Below are 14,932 nucleotides of genomic sequence, written 5' to 3'. Positions count from 1 at the left end.
CTCGTGTCTCCTCTGTCTCGATCCATTTCACGTACAAGAACTAATTTGGATACCTTATTGATAAAGGTGATCTGCTTTCGACGTTGATGCTTTCCTGGCTAGCCGCGCACTTCCATCACCGCAGATCTGGAGCTGTCTGTCAGGATGGCGATACTGGTTGCGCGGCGACCGAGATCGAGAACGCAAACGGAAAACGTCCCAGCACGAAGCGCGCCGCAGCTTCGAACCCGGGATCGCTCAGCTCGACCGAGACCGACATTCGGCCCGAATCGTCGGTCGTGACGTCGATTGATGCACCGGGGGCGCCGCCCTGGGTCAATGCCGTACGAAGCGCGTCACGCGTCTCGCGGCGCTTGAGTTCCGGTTTGAAGATCTTGCCGACGCCTGTGAGCGGGATGGCTTCCACGATTCGGACGTGCTTGGGCAGCGCGGCGCGTTCGGCGATCTCCTGTTGCATGAACGCCGTCAGATCGTGCTCGGTCGCGCTCATCCCCGGCTTGAGCTGAACATACGCGACCGGTAGCTCGCCGGCATGCGCATCCGGACGCCCGATTGCCGCGGCGATCTGGACCGCCGGATGGCGATGAAGGGGTTCCTCGATCGCCGCAGGGTCGATGTTGTGCCCGCCCCGAATGATCAATTCTTTCTTGCGACCGGTCAGCCAGAAGTAACCGTCGACGTCGCAGCGGCCGAGGTCGCCCGTGTTGAGCCAGGGCGTGCCGTCGCCGAGATCGAGCCAGAGCGACCTGTTTTGATCGTGGCGCAGGTAGCCGGCGAATACGTTCGGCCCGGAGATGACGAGCAGTCCATCCTCGCCAACCGCGCAGTCACGCAGATACCGCCCCGCGTCGTCCACGACGACGGCTTTCATCGCCTGGAAAGGGATGCGAAGCCCGATTGACCCCAGCCGGCGCTCGCCCACGGTCGGGTTGACGCTGCTCACGCAGGTTCCTTCGGTCAGTCCGTAACCCTCGAGAATCCGTACGCCCGTTTTTTCCTGGAAGGCCCTGAAGACGCCGACCGGCATCGGCGCGGCGCCGCACAGGCCGTATTCGAGCGAGTCGATAACATGATCGTCGAGCGGAACGTCGAGCAGCGACGCATACAGTGTCGGGACGGCGCTGAAGAAATTGACGTGATGATGTTCGACGATTTCCCAGAAGCGTTTGACGACGCCGTCGCCTCGGTAGCCCTGCGGCGTGCCGAGCACGACATGGGCGCCGCGCGAGAAAGGCAGGAGGCCGGTCACCATCGCGGCATTGACGTGAAAGAGCGGCAAGCCGCAAAACGTCGTTTTTCCGGGGCCGATACTGTCGCCGAAGAACCGCGCGGCGCTCCATGCATTCGCCACTTCGTTGCCGTGGCGACGCATCGCGATTTTCGGCAACCCGGTGGTGCCACCGGTACAGAAGTAAGAGGACATGTCGCCAGGTTGAATGCGGCGCGTATTCACGAGCGCCGTGCCGGATTCCCGTGCGATTGCCGTACCGAAGTCGTGGATCCGGATGTGCGCAGGCACAGCGCTGCGCAAACCGCCATCGCCGTACAGCTTCGCACACGCGTCATGATGGAGCGCCCGGGCCGCAGACTGCGCCGTGCCCCGCACGCGATCGGCCGGATTGACCAGCACGAGATGCCGAAGCGACTCGGCCTGGTGGAGGATATTCGCGACTTTTTGCCAGAGATCGGCCCCGGGAAAGGGGGCGAGCGTCACGAGCACGCTGGCGCCGGCCGCATCGAGCAATTTGCCTATCGCGTCGCTTTCGAGCAGCGGATTGATCGCGCATACGATACCCGCCGCCTGCCCACCCCATATCACGAAGTGCGCTTCGGGAAGATTGGGCAGCACATAAGCGATCACCGAATTCGAGCTCACACCGAGGCGCGTGAACAGGTTGGCCGTGCGCGTGATGTCGCGAACCAGCTCGCGATAGGTCCAGCGCTCGGCGTCGCGGTGCGCGTTGGCGGTCAAGAAGAAGGAGAGGGCGGGCGCGGACGGATCGATGGCCGCACCGGCGCAGATCATCTCGTACGTGCTGGCCGGAAGGTTCGGCGGGATGCCCTGCGCTTCAATCGCCAGCACGTCGTTCTGGGTCGCGATGCCGTTCATGCCGCCTCGTCCACGATCTCGTTACGTTGCACACCCAGATCGATCGTTCCATCACGGCTCGCGATCCGGGCTTCGACGATATCTCCGGCCTTCAGATACTGCGCGCGTCCTGCCTGCACCTTCATGAACATCTTCCACTTGAAGGATTCGGGAAAAAGCGCGACGGCTCGCTGCTTGAGCGGCGACGGGATGCTGAGTGCGCAGCCGGCCGGCGTACCGGTCGCGAGCAGGTCGCCGGCGCGAAGGTCGTGCACACCCGACAACTCGGTCAACGTTTCCGCCGGGCCATAGACGAGGTTCGATGTCGAGTCCTGCTGGCGCACCGCACCGTTGACGGTCAACGTCAGGTCGAGCGCATTCAGCTTCGGGAAGTCGCGCCGTTCGAGCAGGCACAGATACGGGCCGACCGGGCCGAACGTCCGGAAACTCTTGCCCTTGTAGAACTGCATCTGCGGGATCTGGACATCGCGCGCGGAATAGTCGTTGACGATCACGGTGCCGGCGACATAGTCGTGCAGGTTCGCGTCCGTGATCTGCTGGTGAGACGTGATGTCGCGTTTGAGGATGAGGCCGAGCTCGATTTCGTAGTCGAGAAACCGGACGTGCCGCGGTTTCACGACCGGTGAGTCGGCCGCGACGATACAACTCGTCGCCTTCGTGAAGATCATGTTGAACTTCTTCGCGTCCGGATCCATGCCAGATTCGATCATGTGCTGACGATAATTGGCGCCCTGGCAAACGAATTGCTGGTTGGTCGTCACCGGGGAAAGCCACTCCACCTCTTTCTCCGGAATCTTCGATCCGTCGAGCGTGACGAGTCGTTCAACCGGATTCGCCGCGAGAAAGCTCGCGGTCGTGTCGAAGTCGCCGGGAATCGGCGTGACGGCGCCGTGGGCGGCCACCCCCCATTGGGCGCGGCCGTTATGCCGGAAGTGCAGGACAAGCAGTGACATGGATGGATCTCTCGTGAGTCGAATGGGCGGTTTGGGGGTCAGGCGAACAGCTTCGCCAACGTCAATAGCTTGCTCAGCGTCAGATCGGGACTGCGGCGCAGGTTGCGAAACAGCGCCGCGAGGCTCGATGGCGTAAAGCGGGGCTTCGTGAAGCTGCGCGGCATCGTCGGGCCCCACTGCGCCATCGCTTCGCGACTGACCGCGTGCACCCCCGTCGGCTCGTCGGCCGTGAACAGGTCGCCGTCGCAATAGTGTTCGTGCTTGTCGCCCCACGGGTCCTGCCAGTAGTCGAAGATCTGGCTGCCGAGAATGTGTCGGCCGATGCCCCACGCATGCGTCCATCCGCTGTCGCGGAGCAGGCGCTGGCCCATGCCGACGGCATCGGCGTCGACCAGTTCGTACGCACTGTGGCTATACGTCGGCACGAACCCCTGGGCGAGTGCGAGCGTATGGTGATCGGCCGGCCTGTCACCCAGATCGAGCCGCATGAATGCAACCGCAGGCGAGCCGTCCGGCAGCACCTGGACATCGCTGGGGATGAACCCGAAATGCTGCGTGTACCACGCGCAGGTTTCCTGGTAGTCGGCGAGTTCGAGCACGACGTGCCCGAGCCGAATGACTTCGGGGGTGCTCGCCGGCGGCCGCTGCGTCTCGTTGATTCGTACGGGCGCGTCGACCGAGTTGAACGGGAGCGGAGCGCGATGCGGCAGCGTATCGGCCCGTGTCTGGCCCGCAATCGCATCGACCCGAAAACCGGACGGATCGGTGAGACGCACCCGGTGGCCGCCACCGGGCCAATCCGACGCCTCCACCTTCGATGCGCCAGGCACGCTGGCGAGCGCCTCCAGATCGGCTCGACTGTCGACCCGCAAGCCGAAGCCGACGAAGCGAGCCTTCGGCGCGTGGCGAACGACATAACAGAAGTGTGCCGTGCCCGTTCCGCGCAGCAGCAACTGCGTGTCGTCCCGCAGCACCGTTCGAAGACCGAAGTCGTTGAGAAAGTGCTCGGCCTCGTCGAGGTCCGGACGATCGAAGATCAGATAGGCGAGCGCCGATGCCTTCGTTGTCGGGTGAGGGTGTCGAGCCGGCTGTGTGGTAGTCAGTTTCATGGCGGATGACAGTCAGGCAGGTCGAATGGCAATTGCGAAGGCGGGCGCCGTCGCATCGAGGGACTTTCCAAGCAACGGCAGGCATGCCATCGAACCGGTGCACGACATGTCGGGCGTCGCACGCCACTCGCATCCGTGCGACGAAAGCGGGTGGTTGTGAATGGACGCGCTGGCGCCCGTATGCAGATGTGTCTCCACCGTTTCTCCATTCGTTTTTCGATCGGTTCTCGGGGCCGTGTTCAGCCGCCTTTGTGACATTAAATTCAGAAATGATAGTTTTGTCAATGTAGACATTTGAATCTATACTTGAGCCCGAACAAGGACCGGAAACGTCATGCCGAATACACCGAATCGCCGTACACCCAAGCGCTCCGCTCCGGAAGCACCCCATCCCGTGGTCGCGGTTACCGAAGAGCGCGAGCCGCGCGGCGCGCGCCGCAAGCGGGAAACCCGTGCCCGCCTGCTGGACGCCGCGCTCAGGCTGATGGCGCAGAAGGGGATGGAAGGCGTCGCGATCAACGAGATCACAGAGGCAGCCGACGTCGGTTTCGGCTCGTTCTACAACCACTTCGAATCGAAGGAGGCGATCTACGCCACCCTCGTGGAATCGGTATTCGAGGAGTTCGCGGATTCCCTCGATCGCCTGGCTAGCGGCTTGTCCGACCCGGCGGAAATCATTTCGGTGTCAGTGCGCCATACGCTGATGCGTGCGCGGCGCGAGCCGGTGTGGGGGCACTTCCTGATACGAGAGGGTTTTTCGGCGCGGGTCCTGACGCTCGGTCTGGGTCAGCGCCTGTTGCGAGACATCGAGCGCGGCATCGCCGAGAAACGCTTCGTGGTCGCCGACCCGTTCATCGGCTTCCTTTCGCTTGGCGGTACGGTGCTGACCGCCATTGCCGCCGAACTCAACTTCGTCGCTCCCGGCGCGCCGGCGGTGAATGTGCTGAAGGAACTCGGCTTCAGCGGAGAGCATTTTCCGGAACGCACCGCGGCAACGCTGCTGCATATGCTGGGGCTCAAGCGCGCAGAAGCCGAGAAGATCGCAAGCCGGCCGCTGCCGGTCGTGGAAGCGGTCGAACCGGCACAGTCGTGAACGAGGTGAGGCAGGCGCCGGCCGCGTCACCCCGTGCGAGTGCGGTACCCGCCAGTTCGTGGAATGCCACCGAAGGACGAGAACCCACGCGCATGCGCGTCGAACGGCATCGCGTGGCTTTGGGTGGGGGGAAGTGATCAGCCGGAAGGCTTGGCTGGACCGGGATGTGGCGGCTGTTTAACGAATTCCGACCAGCCCCCATCGACGCGTCTCTGAACGGCCGTTTGGTGGGTGAGTACGTCGATCCGGGGTCCGTAAAACATCGTGACGTTTCACGGGTCTAGGGCGACCCGATTGGTGTTACGAGCGGTGCGACGGCGCCTGTCGAATTCCGGGGGGCAGTTGAGCCTGCATCCTTGCATGCCCGCGTTCGAGTAGCGACGTATCGGGCGTTTCGATCGGCGGCAATACCGCTTCGACCAGCTTCTCCGCCTCAAGACGCTCGACGCCCAGTGCAAGCAGAATTGCTGCGACCACCGGCTCCGGAACGACGTTTTGCGGGCCTTCATTGGTGATTCTGAGGATCGTCGCGAGCGCGGTTCCGGCGATCACGTCGAGCGCGGTGCCGACGCCGACATGGGTGAAACGCCCCAGTGCCAGACCCTGCTCGATATGCGGCGGCAGGAACACGTAGATCAGGCTGCTCGGCCCCGCGGAATGCAGGCCGGCCGCGCAAATGAAGCGCGCCAGCAGCGGATACGCGCGCGCCGCGTGCAGGAACATGCGCACACCACACGCGATGCGGAGCGCCGGATCCTCATAACCGTGGACTTCCGCTTCGATCAAACGCAGCAACTCGTCGTTCAGTTCCTGCGTCACCGCCGCGAGCAGATCCTCGTTGGTGCGGAAGTATTTGTAGAACGTGCCCTGCGACACGTCTGCGGCTGCAATGACGTCCTGGATGACGCTTGCGCCGACTCCCTTTTCTGCGAACACGAGCATCGCGCTTTCGATCAGGCGGGCGCGCATGCGTTCGCGTCGCTCCGCCGCGACGCGGGTCCGATGGTCAACGGTCGTTTCATTCATGGCGGGAATTATACGGCGACGCAACAGACGCTCCGGCTGGCTAGGTGAAGACGAGTATATTGTCATGATGACAAATATCTCATTATTAAAACAAGCAAGCCTGATCAACCGTCTGGAGCGACTCCGCCGTGAATGCCCCGTTCATGACTCACGCAATGACTCAACGCACCGTTCGAGTCGGTGCGCGAACCATTTCCTTTACCGAAGCGGGCGAGGGCCCGGTGGTGCTCATGCCCCACGGCTGCGGTCCCGGCGCTTCCGGCATGTCCAATTACGCGCGCAATGTCGGTGCGCTCGCGTGCGTCCACCGGGTCGTCGTGCCCGACATGCCCGGCTATGGCAAATCGACGAAGGGCCTGGATCGCGGTGACCCGTTCGGCGACCTGGCCGCGAGCATGCTCGGGATGCTCGATGCGCTGCGTATCGAGCGCGCGCACATCCTCGGCAACTCGCTGGGTGGCGCCTGCGCGTTGCGCATGGCGATCGAGCGGCCGGCAGCGGTCGGCCGTCTCGTGCTGATGGGGCCCGGCGGCGTGGACACGACGCGTGGGTTGCCGACGCCCGGCCTCAAGCGTCTGCTGAATTACTACAAGGGCGAAGGCCCGACATTGCAAAAGCTTGCGACGTTCATCCGGGGCGACCTTGTCTACGACGGCAGCCTTGTATCCGATGCGACGCTCCAGGAGCGCTTTCAGTCCAGCATCGACCCGGAGGTCGTCGCCAGCCCGCCATTGCTCGGCCCCAAGGGCATTCCGCAATTCAGGAAACTCGACTTCACGCGCGATCCGCGTCTGGCCGGCGTGCAAAACCCGACGCTCGTGTTGTGGGGAACGGAGGACAAGGTCAATCGACCGAGCGGTGCCCGCTCGCTGCAGCGGCGCATGCCGAACTGCGACGTAGCATCTGTTCAGCAGACCGGTCACTGGGTGCAGTGGGAGCGCGCTGACGAATTCAACGCGATGGTGGTGGCATTTCTGGCCGAAGACAGCGCCGACGCGCCTGACTTCCGCCGTGTTTGAGCCGGAGCGCGCCGCCATGCCGACCATCGCCAGCTCGCCGGCCTCGCCCGACACGTTGTTCGGTCGCGTGCGTCTTGGCTATTTGCTGATCGAATCCGTCCGACTGGACGCCTGGAGCACGTTCGTCACGGAGGGGCTAGGGCTGCATGCGGATCGTCCGCAGCCCACGTTGCTCGCCTGCCGGATCGATGCGCATCAGCGTCGCTTGATCGTTCATGAAGGACAAGCGGAAGACGTCACCGCGATCGGCTGGCAGCTGGCCGACGACGCGGCGTTGAAGCTTGCGTTCGAGCGGCTGTCCGCGTTCGGCATCGAGGTGCTGCAGGGCAGTGCGGACGAAGCCGCGTTGCGAGGGGTGACGCGCTTCTGGCACTTCACCGGACCGAAGCGGTTGCGCACCGAGTTGTTCACCGACGCGGGGCTGACCGATTCGCCGTTGCAGATGAAGGCAAGCGGATTCGTGACAGGCGCATCGGGCCTCGGGCACGTCGCGATCACGACGCGTCAGCCGGAAGCGATGCAGGCGTTCTGGAAAAAGGTATTCGACGCGCGCCTGTCCGACGAAATCGAGGACAAGATCGACGGCCTGAATCTCGATTTCGCATTTCTGCGGCTGAACGAGCGCCACCATTCGCTCGCGACCGCGGCGACGCGCGGGATTCGCCTGAATCCGCTGCGCACGCAGATTCACCACCTGAATCTCCAGTGCGCGTCACTGGACGATGTGACGCAGGCCTATTTGCGGTGCAGGTCGATGGGATACCCGATCGCCAATGCGATCGGCCAGCACCCGAACGACCGCGAGCTTTCGTTCTATGTGCAGACGCCGTCCGGTTTCGAGATGGAACTCGGCTGGAACCCGATCGTCGTGGACGAGCGCGCGTGGAGCACGACGACCTACCGCGGGATCAGCCTGTGGGGCCATCGCCCGGAGAACCTGACGTTGCGCGCCCGGCTGGGCCGCGCGCGACGCGCGTTCGCGTCGCTGCTGCATCCGGAATTCATCATCCAGGGAGACCAAACATGAGCGTAGTGCATCAGGACGATGCGTGCGACGTCGCGATCGTGGGGCTGGGGCCGACCGGCCTGGTGCTCGCACACCTGCTCGGCCAGGCGGGCCACCGCGTCGTCGTGCTCGAGCGCGAACCGGTGTTTTACGGTAATGCCCGCGCTGTTTATACCGACGACGAATGCATGCGGATTTTCCAGCATCTGGCGGTGGCCGACGAACTGCAGGCGCGCATGATGATGGAAACGCCGGTGCAGCTCGTGCGCCCCGACGGCACGCCGATCACGCAGTACATGCCGCGCAAGCGACCGCTCGGCTGGCCGATCATCAATTTCTTCTATCAGCCGTATCTCGAAACGACGTTGTCCGACACGCTGTCGCGCTATCCGAACGTCACGATCCGGCGCGGGCGCGAAGTCGTCGATTTCTCGCAGGACGCCGACCGCGTCGACATCGTGCACCAGGCCACGCGCGATGCGCGCTTCAGCGAAGCCACGGATGCGCGTACGCGCTTGAGTGCGGAACCCGATGTGCAATCGCTGCGGGCGCGGTACATGGTCGGAGCGGACGGCGGGCGCAGCATCGTGCGCACGCGACTCGGCATCGACATGGCCGGCAAGAGCTTTCCCGAACCGTGGCTCGTCGTGGATATCGAGCGCAAGCCCGGAACGGACGCACTGCGCCACCTGCCGTACTTCAATTTCGTCGTCGACCCAAAGCTGCCGGTCGTGAGCTGCGTGCAGCCCGACAAGTTTCACCGCTTCGAATTCATGCTGATGCCCGGTGAAACGAAAGAGAACATGGAGCGACCGGAGACGGTGCGCGCGTACCTGTCCCGGTTCGTCGATCCGGACCAGTTCGTCGTCAAGCGCAAGCTCGTTTATACGTTCAATGCGCTGATCGCGGCCAAATGGCGGATCGGCCGCGTGATGCTCGCGGGCGACGCGGCGCACATGACGCCGCAGTTCATGGGGCAGGGTGCCAGCTCCGGCGTGCGCGACGCGTACAACCTCGGGTGGAAGCTCGACCTCGTGCTGCGCGGCGCCGCCGGCGATGCACTACTGGACACCTACCAGTCGGAGCGCCACGCGCACGCCAAGGCGATGATCGACGTGTCCGTGCTGCTGAAGAATGTCGTATCCGTACGCAATCCGCTGGGCACGTTCGTGCGCGACACGTCGCTCGCGGTCATCCGGATGATCCCGCCGCTCAGGCGCTGGTTTCAGGAGGGCGGTTTCAAGCCGGCGCCCGTGTACAGGAAGAACGCGTACATCGGGCTGCCGCGGCGCCGCCGCAACGGCCCGGAGGGGGCGCTTGCCCCGCAACCCGAAGTGCGCCGGTTCGACGGCGCGAGGCAGCGGATGGACGACGTGCTCGGGCGCGGATTTTCGCTCGTTGGCCTGAACGTTGATCCGTCCCGGTATCTGGATGCCGCGTCCGCTGAAGTGCTGCAGGCGTTGTCGGTGCGGTACGTCACGCTCTATCCGTACGGAGGACGTCCGCAGGGGCTCGAGGGCGTCGAGCGCGACAACCGCAACGGTGGCGCACCCGAGGTCGAGGACATTGACGGCAACATGATCGCGTGGTTCGCGAAGGCGGGGTTTCGCGACAAGGCCGTGGCGATCCTCAGGCCGGACCGGTTCGTATTCGCCGTCGTACCCGTGACCGAACTCGATCGCACGGTGACGCGCCTGCGCGACCAGCTCGGCGTGCCGAATACGGGCGGCGGTACCCGCGCGGCCGTGCCGGCCGATGCGGCGTCGTTCGCCAGGGCTGCCTGAATTCCGACTCTTTCATTCCGCCAATCATGTGTCCCTTACCTGACGATTCCCGTATTCATGCCGCCGCCGACGCACTGCGCAATGCGCGCGCGACGCGCACTCCGGTCGAACCGATTGCCGAGCGGTTCGGCATTGCCGGGCTCGCTGCCGCCTATGCGGTGGCCGAAGCGAACACGGCGGCGCGAACCGCTGCCGGCGCGCGCATCATCGGCAGGAAGATTGGATTGACATCGCTCGCGGTGCAGCGGCAACTCGGCGTCGACCAACCTGACTTCGGCGTGCTGTTTGACGACATGGAGTATCTCGACGGCGACGACGTGCCGATGGATCGCTTGCTGCAACCGAAGATCGAGGCCGAGGTCGCGTTCGTCGTCGGTCGCGATCTCGACGACCACGCACCGAGCTACAGCCGCGTCGTGTCGTCGCTGGCCTATGCGTTGCCGGCGCTCGAGATCGTCGACAGTGCAATCGCCGACTGGCGGATCACGCTAGAGGACACCGTCGCCGACAATGCGTCGTGCGGCGCGTACGTGCTCGGCCATCAGCCGGTGTCGCTCGGCCGGCTTTCGCTCGGCGAGCTCGGCATGACGATGACCAAGCACGGCGACGTCGTCTCGACCGGCGTCGGTGCAGCCTGCCTTGGCCATCCGTTGCGCGCGGTCTATTGGCTCGCTCGTACGATGGCGCGTCATGGACAGGGCCTGCGTGAAGGTGACGTGATCCTGTCCGGTGCGTTTGGCCCGATGGTGGCGGTGGCGAGCGGGGACGCGATTCACGCGCAAATCGGCGCGCTCGGCAGCGTGCATTGCCGTCTCGTCACAGGAGCCGCTCAATGAGCAGGAAACTCAAGGTTGGCATCATCGGCAGCGGCAACATCGGCACGGATCTGATGATCAAGATCCTGCGGCACGGCGAACATATCGAGATGGGTGCGATGGTCGGGATCGACGCCGCGTCGGACGGGCTGGGGCGTGCAGCCCGGATGGGCGTCGCCACGACGCACGAAGGCGTCGAGGGGCTCGCGCGGATGCCCGCGTTTGCCGACATCGACATCGTGTTCGATGCGACGTCTGCATCGGCCCACGCGTACAACGATGCGTTCCTGCGCACGATCAGGCCCGGCATCCGCGTGGTCGACCTGACGCCGGCGGCGATCGGTCCGTACTGCATTCCGGTGGTCAACGGCGCGCGCCATCTGGATGCACCCAACGTCAACATGGTGACGTGCGGCGGACAGGCGACGATCCCCATGATCGCGGCGGTGTCGCAGGTCACCAACGTCCACTACGGCGAGATCGTCGCATCGATCTCGAGCCGGAGCGCGGGACCGGGCACGCGTGCCAACATCGACGAGTTCACCGAGACGACGGCGCGCGCGATCGAAACGGTCGGCGGCGCGGCAAGAGGCAACGCGATCATCGTGCTCAATCCGGCCGAGCCACCGCTCATGATGCGCGATACGGTATACACGCTCAGCGATTTCGCCGACGAAGCGCGCATCGAGGCCTCGGTCGCGCGGATGGTGGACGCGGTGCAGTCGTACGTGCCGGGCTACCGCCTGAAGCAGCGCGTGCAGTTCGATCGCATCGAATCCGATCGGCCGATTCGCATTCCGGGTGTCGGCGAACGCATGTCGGGCCTCAAGACTTCGATCTTCCTCGAAGTCGAGGGGGCCGCCCACTATCTGCCGGCCTACGCCGGCAACCTCGACATCATGACGAGCGCGGCCCGGGCGATGGCCGAACAGGTCGCCGCCCGCATGCTGCGCGACGCAACGTGAGAACGCCGCCCATGGACAAGAAGGTCTATATCTCCGATGTGACGCTGCGTGATGGCAGCCACGCGATTCGTCACCAGTACAGCGTGGCGCAGGCGCGGCAGATCGCGACGGCGCTCGATGCCGCGCGGGTCGATTCGATCGAAGTCGCGCATGGCGACGGCCTGCAGGGCGGCAGCTTCAACTATGGTTTCGGCGCGCATACCGACCCGGAATGGATCGCGGCCGTCGCCGAGGTCGTCACCCACGCGAAGGTCGCCACGCTGCTGCTGCCCGGTATCGGCACCGTGCACGATCTCCGTGCCGCGTACGACGCGGGCGCACGCATCGTACGGGTCGCCACGCATTGCACGGAAGCCGACATTTCCCGCCAGCACATCGAATTCGCGCGTGAACTCGGCATGGAGGCCGTGGGCTTCCTGATGATGAGTCACATGCACACGCCCGCCGGCCTGGCCGAGCAGGCGAAGCGGATGGAAAGCTATGGCGCGACCTGCTGCTACGTCGTGGATTCCGGCGGTGCGATGAACATGAATGACGTGCGCGACCGCGTCCGCGCGTTCAAGGATGTGCTGAAACCCGACACCGAGGTGGGCATTCACGCGCACCACAACCTGAGTCTCGGTGTGGCGAACTCGATCGTCGCGGTCGAGGAAGGGTGCGATCGTGTGGACGCGAGCCTGGCGGGAATGGGAGCCGGGGCGGGGAACGCACCGCTCGAGGTATTCGTCGCGGCAGCCGAGCGCCTCGGCTGGCGTCACGGCACGGATCTGTACCGGCTGATGGATGCGGCGGACGATATCGTCCGGCCGCTGCAGGACCGCCCGGTGCGCGTCGACCGGGAGACGCTTGCGCTCGGTTATGCCGGCGTGTATTCCAGCTTTCTGCGCCATGCTGAACTGGCTGCCCGGAAATATGATCTCGGTACGGTCGATATCCTCGTCGAACTAGGGCGGCGCGGTATGGTGGGCGGTCAGGAAGACATGATCGTCGACGTGGCGCTGGATCTGTCGAACGCCCGGGACGCATCCCGAGCGGCGACGTAGGTAGGCGGCGTTTCGATACCGAAACGACACGCTTTAAATATATTTCGTCATCCATATCATACGTTTCATGCCGGAGCTGATCGTGCACCGAATCGACGTCCATCATCATTTCGTTCCGCCGGCCTATCGCGATGCGATGTCGAGGCAGGGCATACAGAAGGTCGCCGGCGCGGCATTGCCGGAATGGCATGCGCAAGCGTCGCTCGACGTGATGAACGAGAACGGCATTCAGGCGGCGCTGCTGTCGATCTCGGCGCCGGGTGTGTATTTCGGCGACCTCGAAGCAGCGCGCACGCTCGCACGTCAATGTAACGAATTTGCGGCGCAGCTTTGCGATGCGCATCCCGGCCGCTTCGGTTCGTTCGCGGTTCTGCCGATGCCGTTTACCGAACTGGCCTGTGCGGAAGCCGTTCACGCGCTCGACGTGCTGAAAGCGGACGGCGTCGTGCTGCTGGGTAGTACGGAAGGAAAGTTTCTCGGAGCGCCGGAATTCGACGAACTGATGGCCGAGCTCGATCGCCGCCATGCGGTCGTGTTCGTGCACCCGAACCTGCATCGGACGAGCGAGTCGCTCGGGCTCGGTGCGCCCGGCTTCCTGATCGAGTTTCTGTGCGATACGACGCGCGCGGCGGTCAACCTGATGCTGACGGGGACGCTGGAGCGTTACCCGAATATTCGCTGGATTCTCGCGCACGCGGGCGGATTCCTGCCTTACGTCGCGTGGCGCGTGTCGCTGGCCAACCTGATGCCGGAATACCTTTCGGCGGTACCGGCCGGCGCGCTCACTTACATCAGGCGCTTTCACTTCGACACGGCACTGTCGCCTGCCGCGTATCCGCAGGCCGCGTTGCGCGAACTGGTCGAGCCGTCACAGGTCCTGTTCGGCAGCGATTTCCCGTTCGCGCCGGCGCCGGTGGCCGCGATGCAGCGCGAAACGCTCGAACGGTCGCCTGTCTGGGACGCCCACGCGCGCGCCGGCATCGAGCGCGGCAACGCGCTGCGCCTGTTCCCGCGCTTGGCCGGCGATGCGGAGCGCGTCGCCAGTAAGCCGCCGCACGACAGCGGCCCGTTGACTTCGCTCCGGCGCGCGGCGGCCGGCGCGAGCGTCCGGTTGATCGACCGGCTCAGGGACCGCTGAATCCCGCTTCGTCTGGCCCCCCGGACGCGCATGCCTGGCGGATGACTTCCGCCCGGCGGTGACGCTTGCCGCCGTTTCGCCGGTGGCGCCTTTCTGCACATCACAACAATTGGAGACAACATGAAACATACGAGCGCGGCCATTCTTCTGTCGATCGCGGCGATATCGTGCGCCCGAGCACAATCGGCGGGTCAGTGGGTCATGAACGCTGGATGGCTTCACATGGCGCCGCAGGATTCGAGCGAACCGTTGACGGTGAATGCACTCGGACGCTCGAGCACGGTGGCGGGCAGCGGCGCGAGCGTGGCGGATACGGATACGTTCGCGCTGACGGCAACCTATTTCGTCACCGATCACATCGCACTCGAGACGATCCTGGGCATTCCACCGAAATTGCATCTGAGCGGCACCGGCTCCCTGTCGTCACTCGGCGAACTGGGGACGGCTAGCGCGTGGAGCCCGGCGATTCTTGCGCAATACCATTTCGGCGAACCGTCGGCCCGCTTTCGGCCGTATGTCGGCGCGGGCCTGACTTATGTGTGGTTCCGGGACGTACAGCTGAGCAACAAGGTCGCGAGTGGCGCATTCCTGTATTCGCCGACGCTCGGCAGCCGTCTTGAAGGCCCCACGTCGGTGACGCTGAGCCATTCGTTCGCGCCGATCGTCAACGCCGGGCTGACGTACAACATCGATTCGCACTGGTCGGTCGGTGTGTCGGTCGCCTACGTGTGGTTGTCGACAAAAGCCGACCTGAGCACGCGATCCGCGGTCGGAACCGTGACGAGTTCGACGCGGATCAAGATCGATCCGATCACGACCTTCGTGTCGTTGGGGTATCGGTTCTGAACGGGATAAAGCGGCGTGCGCCCAT

Annotated in this window: 13 protein-coding genes; 9 read left to right on the top strand and 4 right to left on the bottom strand. The window is 64.4% G+C overall.

The annotated features are described in order from the left end of the window. Positions 1 to 139: 139 nt before the first annotated feature. The 3 genes from CFB39_RS25385 to CFB39_RS25375 are packed head-to-tail and all read right to left on the bottom strand — an operon-like array spanning position 140 to position 4,172. A complete protein-coding gene (locus CFB39_RS25385; RefSeq protein ID WP_089474904.1) occupies positions 140 to 2,110 on the bottom strand; it encodes an acyl-CoA synthetase in 1,971 nt (656 codons plus the stop codon). Next, the gene (locus CFB39_RS25380; protein WP_089474903.1) at positions 2,107 to 3,063 is read right to left on the bottom strand and encodes a fumarylacetoacetate hydrolase family protein; all 957 of its coding nucleotides are present in this window, start codon (positions 3,061 to 3,063) and stop codon (positions 2,107 to 2,109) included. The genes CFB39_RS25385 and CFB39_RS25380 overlap by 4 nt, the downstream gene beginning before the upstream one ends. Before the next feature lie 38 nt (positions 3,064 to 3,101). Next, positions 3,102 to 4,172, bottom strand: a complete 1,071-nt coding sequence (locus CFB39_RS25375) for a VOC family protein (protein ID WP_089474902.1) — start codon at positions 4,170 to 4,172, stop codon at positions 3,102 to 3,104. Between the two features lie 334 nt (positions 4,173 to 4,506). Between CFB39_RS25375 and CFB39_RS25365 the strand changes: the two genes are divergently transcribed. Next, positions 4,507 to 5,265 (top strand): TetR/AcrR family transcriptional regulator, encoded by a 759-nt coding sequence (locus CFB39_RS25365; RefSeq protein WP_089474900.1) that lies wholly within the window; start codon positions 4,507 to 4,509, stop codon positions 5,263 to 5,265. A 300-nt stretch (positions 5,266 to 5,565) separates the two neighbouring features. Here CFB39_RS25365 and CFB39_RS25360 read toward each other — a convergent pair whose 3' ends face one another. Continuing rightward, positions 5,566 to 6,291, bottom strand: a complete 726-nt coding sequence (locus CFB39_RS25360) for a TetR/AcrR family transcriptional regulator (protein WP_089474899.1) — start codon at positions 6,289 to 6,291, stop codon at positions 5,566 to 5,568. Between the two features lie 155 nt (positions 6,292 to 6,446). On the opposite strand from CFB39_RS25360, the gene CFB39_RS25355 reads away from it, so the two are divergent. The 8 genes from CFB39_RS25355 (at position 6,447) to CFB39_RS25320 (ending at position 14,907) form a co-directional block, all read left to right on the top strand. Beyond that, positions 6,447 to 7,310, top strand: coding sequence for an alpha/beta fold hydrolase (locus CFB39_RS25355; protein ID WP_089474898.1), 864 nt, complete (start codon positions 6,447 to 6,449; stop codon positions 7,308 to 7,310). A gap of 16 nt (positions 7,311 to 7,326) precedes the next feature. Beyond that, positions 7,327 to 8,337: a VOC family protein gene (locus tag CFB39_RS25350; protein ID WP_089474897.1), complete on the top strand. Its 1,011-nt coding sequence runs from the start codon at positions 7,327 to 7,329 to the stop codon at positions 8,335 to 8,337. Beyond that, a complete protein-coding gene (locus CFB39_RS25345) occupies positions 8,334 to 10,100 on the top strand; it encodes a bifunctional 3-(3-hydroxy-phenyl)propionate/3-hydroxycinnamic acid hydroxylase (RefSeq protein ID WP_089474896.1) in 1,767 nt (588 codons plus the stop codon). Before CFB39_RS25350 ends, CFB39_RS25345 begins: the two co-directional genes overlap by 4 nt. Positions 10,101 to 10,126: 26 nt before the next feature. Next, the gene (locus tag CFB39_RS25340; RefSeq protein WP_089474895.1) at positions 10,127 to 10,936 is read left to right on the top strand and encodes a 2-keto-4-pentenoate hydratase; all 810 of its coding nucleotides are present in this window, start codon (positions 10,127 to 10,129) and stop codon (positions 10,934 to 10,936) included. Then, complete coding sequence (locus CFB39_RS25335; protein ID WP_089474894.1) at positions 10,933 to 11,880, top strand: acetaldehyde dehydrogenase (acetylating); 948 nt, start codon at positions 10,933 to 10,935, stop codon at positions 11,878 to 11,880. The genes CFB39_RS25340 and CFB39_RS25335 overlap by 4 nt, the downstream gene beginning before the upstream one ends. Positions 11,881 to 11,891: 11 nt before the next feature. After that, entirely contained in the window at positions 11,892 to 12,923 is a 1,032-nt protein-coding gene (gene dmpG / locus CFB39_RS25330; RefSeq protein WP_089474893.1) for a 4-hydroxy-2-oxovalerate aldolase, read from the top strand. A gap of 82 nt (positions 12,924 to 13,005) precedes the next feature. After that, positions 13,006 to 14,061 (top strand): amidohydrolase family protein, encoded by a 1,056-nt coding sequence (locus tag CFB39_RS25325; protein WP_218829811.1) that lies wholly within the window; start codon positions 13,006 to 13,008, stop codon positions 14,059 to 14,061. Positions 14,062 to 14,181: 120 nt separating this feature from the next. Continuing rightward, positions 14,182 to 14,907, top strand: coding sequence for an OmpW family protein (locus tag CFB39_RS25320; RefSeq protein WP_089474891.1), 726 nt, complete (start codon positions 14,182 to 14,184; stop codon positions 14,905 to 14,907). The last annotated feature ends 25 nt before the right edge of the window (positions 14,908 to 14,932 follow it).

The organism is Burkholderia sp. AU6039 (genome assembly GCF_002223365.1).
Classification (GTDB): domain Bacteria; phylum Pseudomonadota; class Gammaproteobacteria; order Burkholderiales; family Burkholderiaceae; genus Burkholderia.
Note: the sequence above shows the minus strand (reverse complement) of the source record. Positions and strands in the feature narration are given on the sequence as shown.

What these genes read in the sequence shown, in the direction of transcription:
- CFB39_RS25335 (WP_089474894.1), top strand. Translation starts at nt 10,933, where the DNA reads ATGAGCAGGAAACTCAAGGTTGGCATCATCGGCAGCGGCAACATCGGC.
- CFB39_RS25365 (WP_089474900.1), top strand. Translation starts at nt 4,507, where the DNA reads ATGCCGAATACACCGAATCGCCGTACACCCAAGCGCTCCGCTCCGGAA.
- CFB39_RS25375 (WP_089474902.1), bottom strand. Translation starts at nt 4,172, where the DNA reads ATGAAACTGACTACCACACAGCCGGCTCGACACCCTCACCCGACAACG.
- dmpG (WP_089474893.1), top strand. Translation starts at nt 11,892, where the DNA reads ATGGACAAGAAGGTCTATATCTCCGATGTGACGCTGCGTGATGGCAGC.
- CFB39_RS25360 (WP_089474899.1), bottom strand. Translation starts at nt 6,291, where the DNA reads ATGAATGAAACGACCGTTGACCATCGGACCCGCGTCGCGGCGGAGCGA.
- CFB39_RS25340 (WP_089474895.1), top strand. Translation starts at nt 10,127, where the DNA reads ATGTGTCCCTTACCTGACGATTCCCGTATTCATGCCGCCGCCGACGCA.
- CFB39_RS25345 (WP_089474896.1), top strand. Translation starts at nt 8,334, where the DNA reads ATGAGCGTAGTGCATCAGGACGATGCGTGCGACGTCGCGATCGTGGGG.
- CFB39_RS25320 (WP_089474891.1), top strand. Translation starts at nt 14,182, where the DNA reads ATGAAACATACGAGCGCGGCCATTCTTCTGTCGATCGCGGCGATATCG.
- CFB39_RS25355 (WP_089474898.1), top strand. Translation starts at nt 6,447, where the DNA reads ATGACTCAACGCACCGTTCGAGTCGGTGCGCGAACCATTTCCTTTACC.
- CFB39_RS25350 (WP_089474897.1), top strand. Translation starts at nt 7,327, where the DNA reads ATGCCGACCATCGCCAGCTCGCCGGCCTCGCCCGACACGTTGTTCGGT.
- CFB39_RS25385 (WP_089474904.1), bottom strand. Translation starts at nt 2,110, where the DNA reads ATGAACGGCATCGCGACCCAGAACGACGTGCTGGCGATTGAAGCGCAG.
- CFB39_RS25380 (WP_089474903.1), bottom strand. Translation starts at nt 3,063, where the DNA reads ATGTCACTGCTTGTCCTGCACTTCCGGCATAACGGCCGCGCCCAATGG.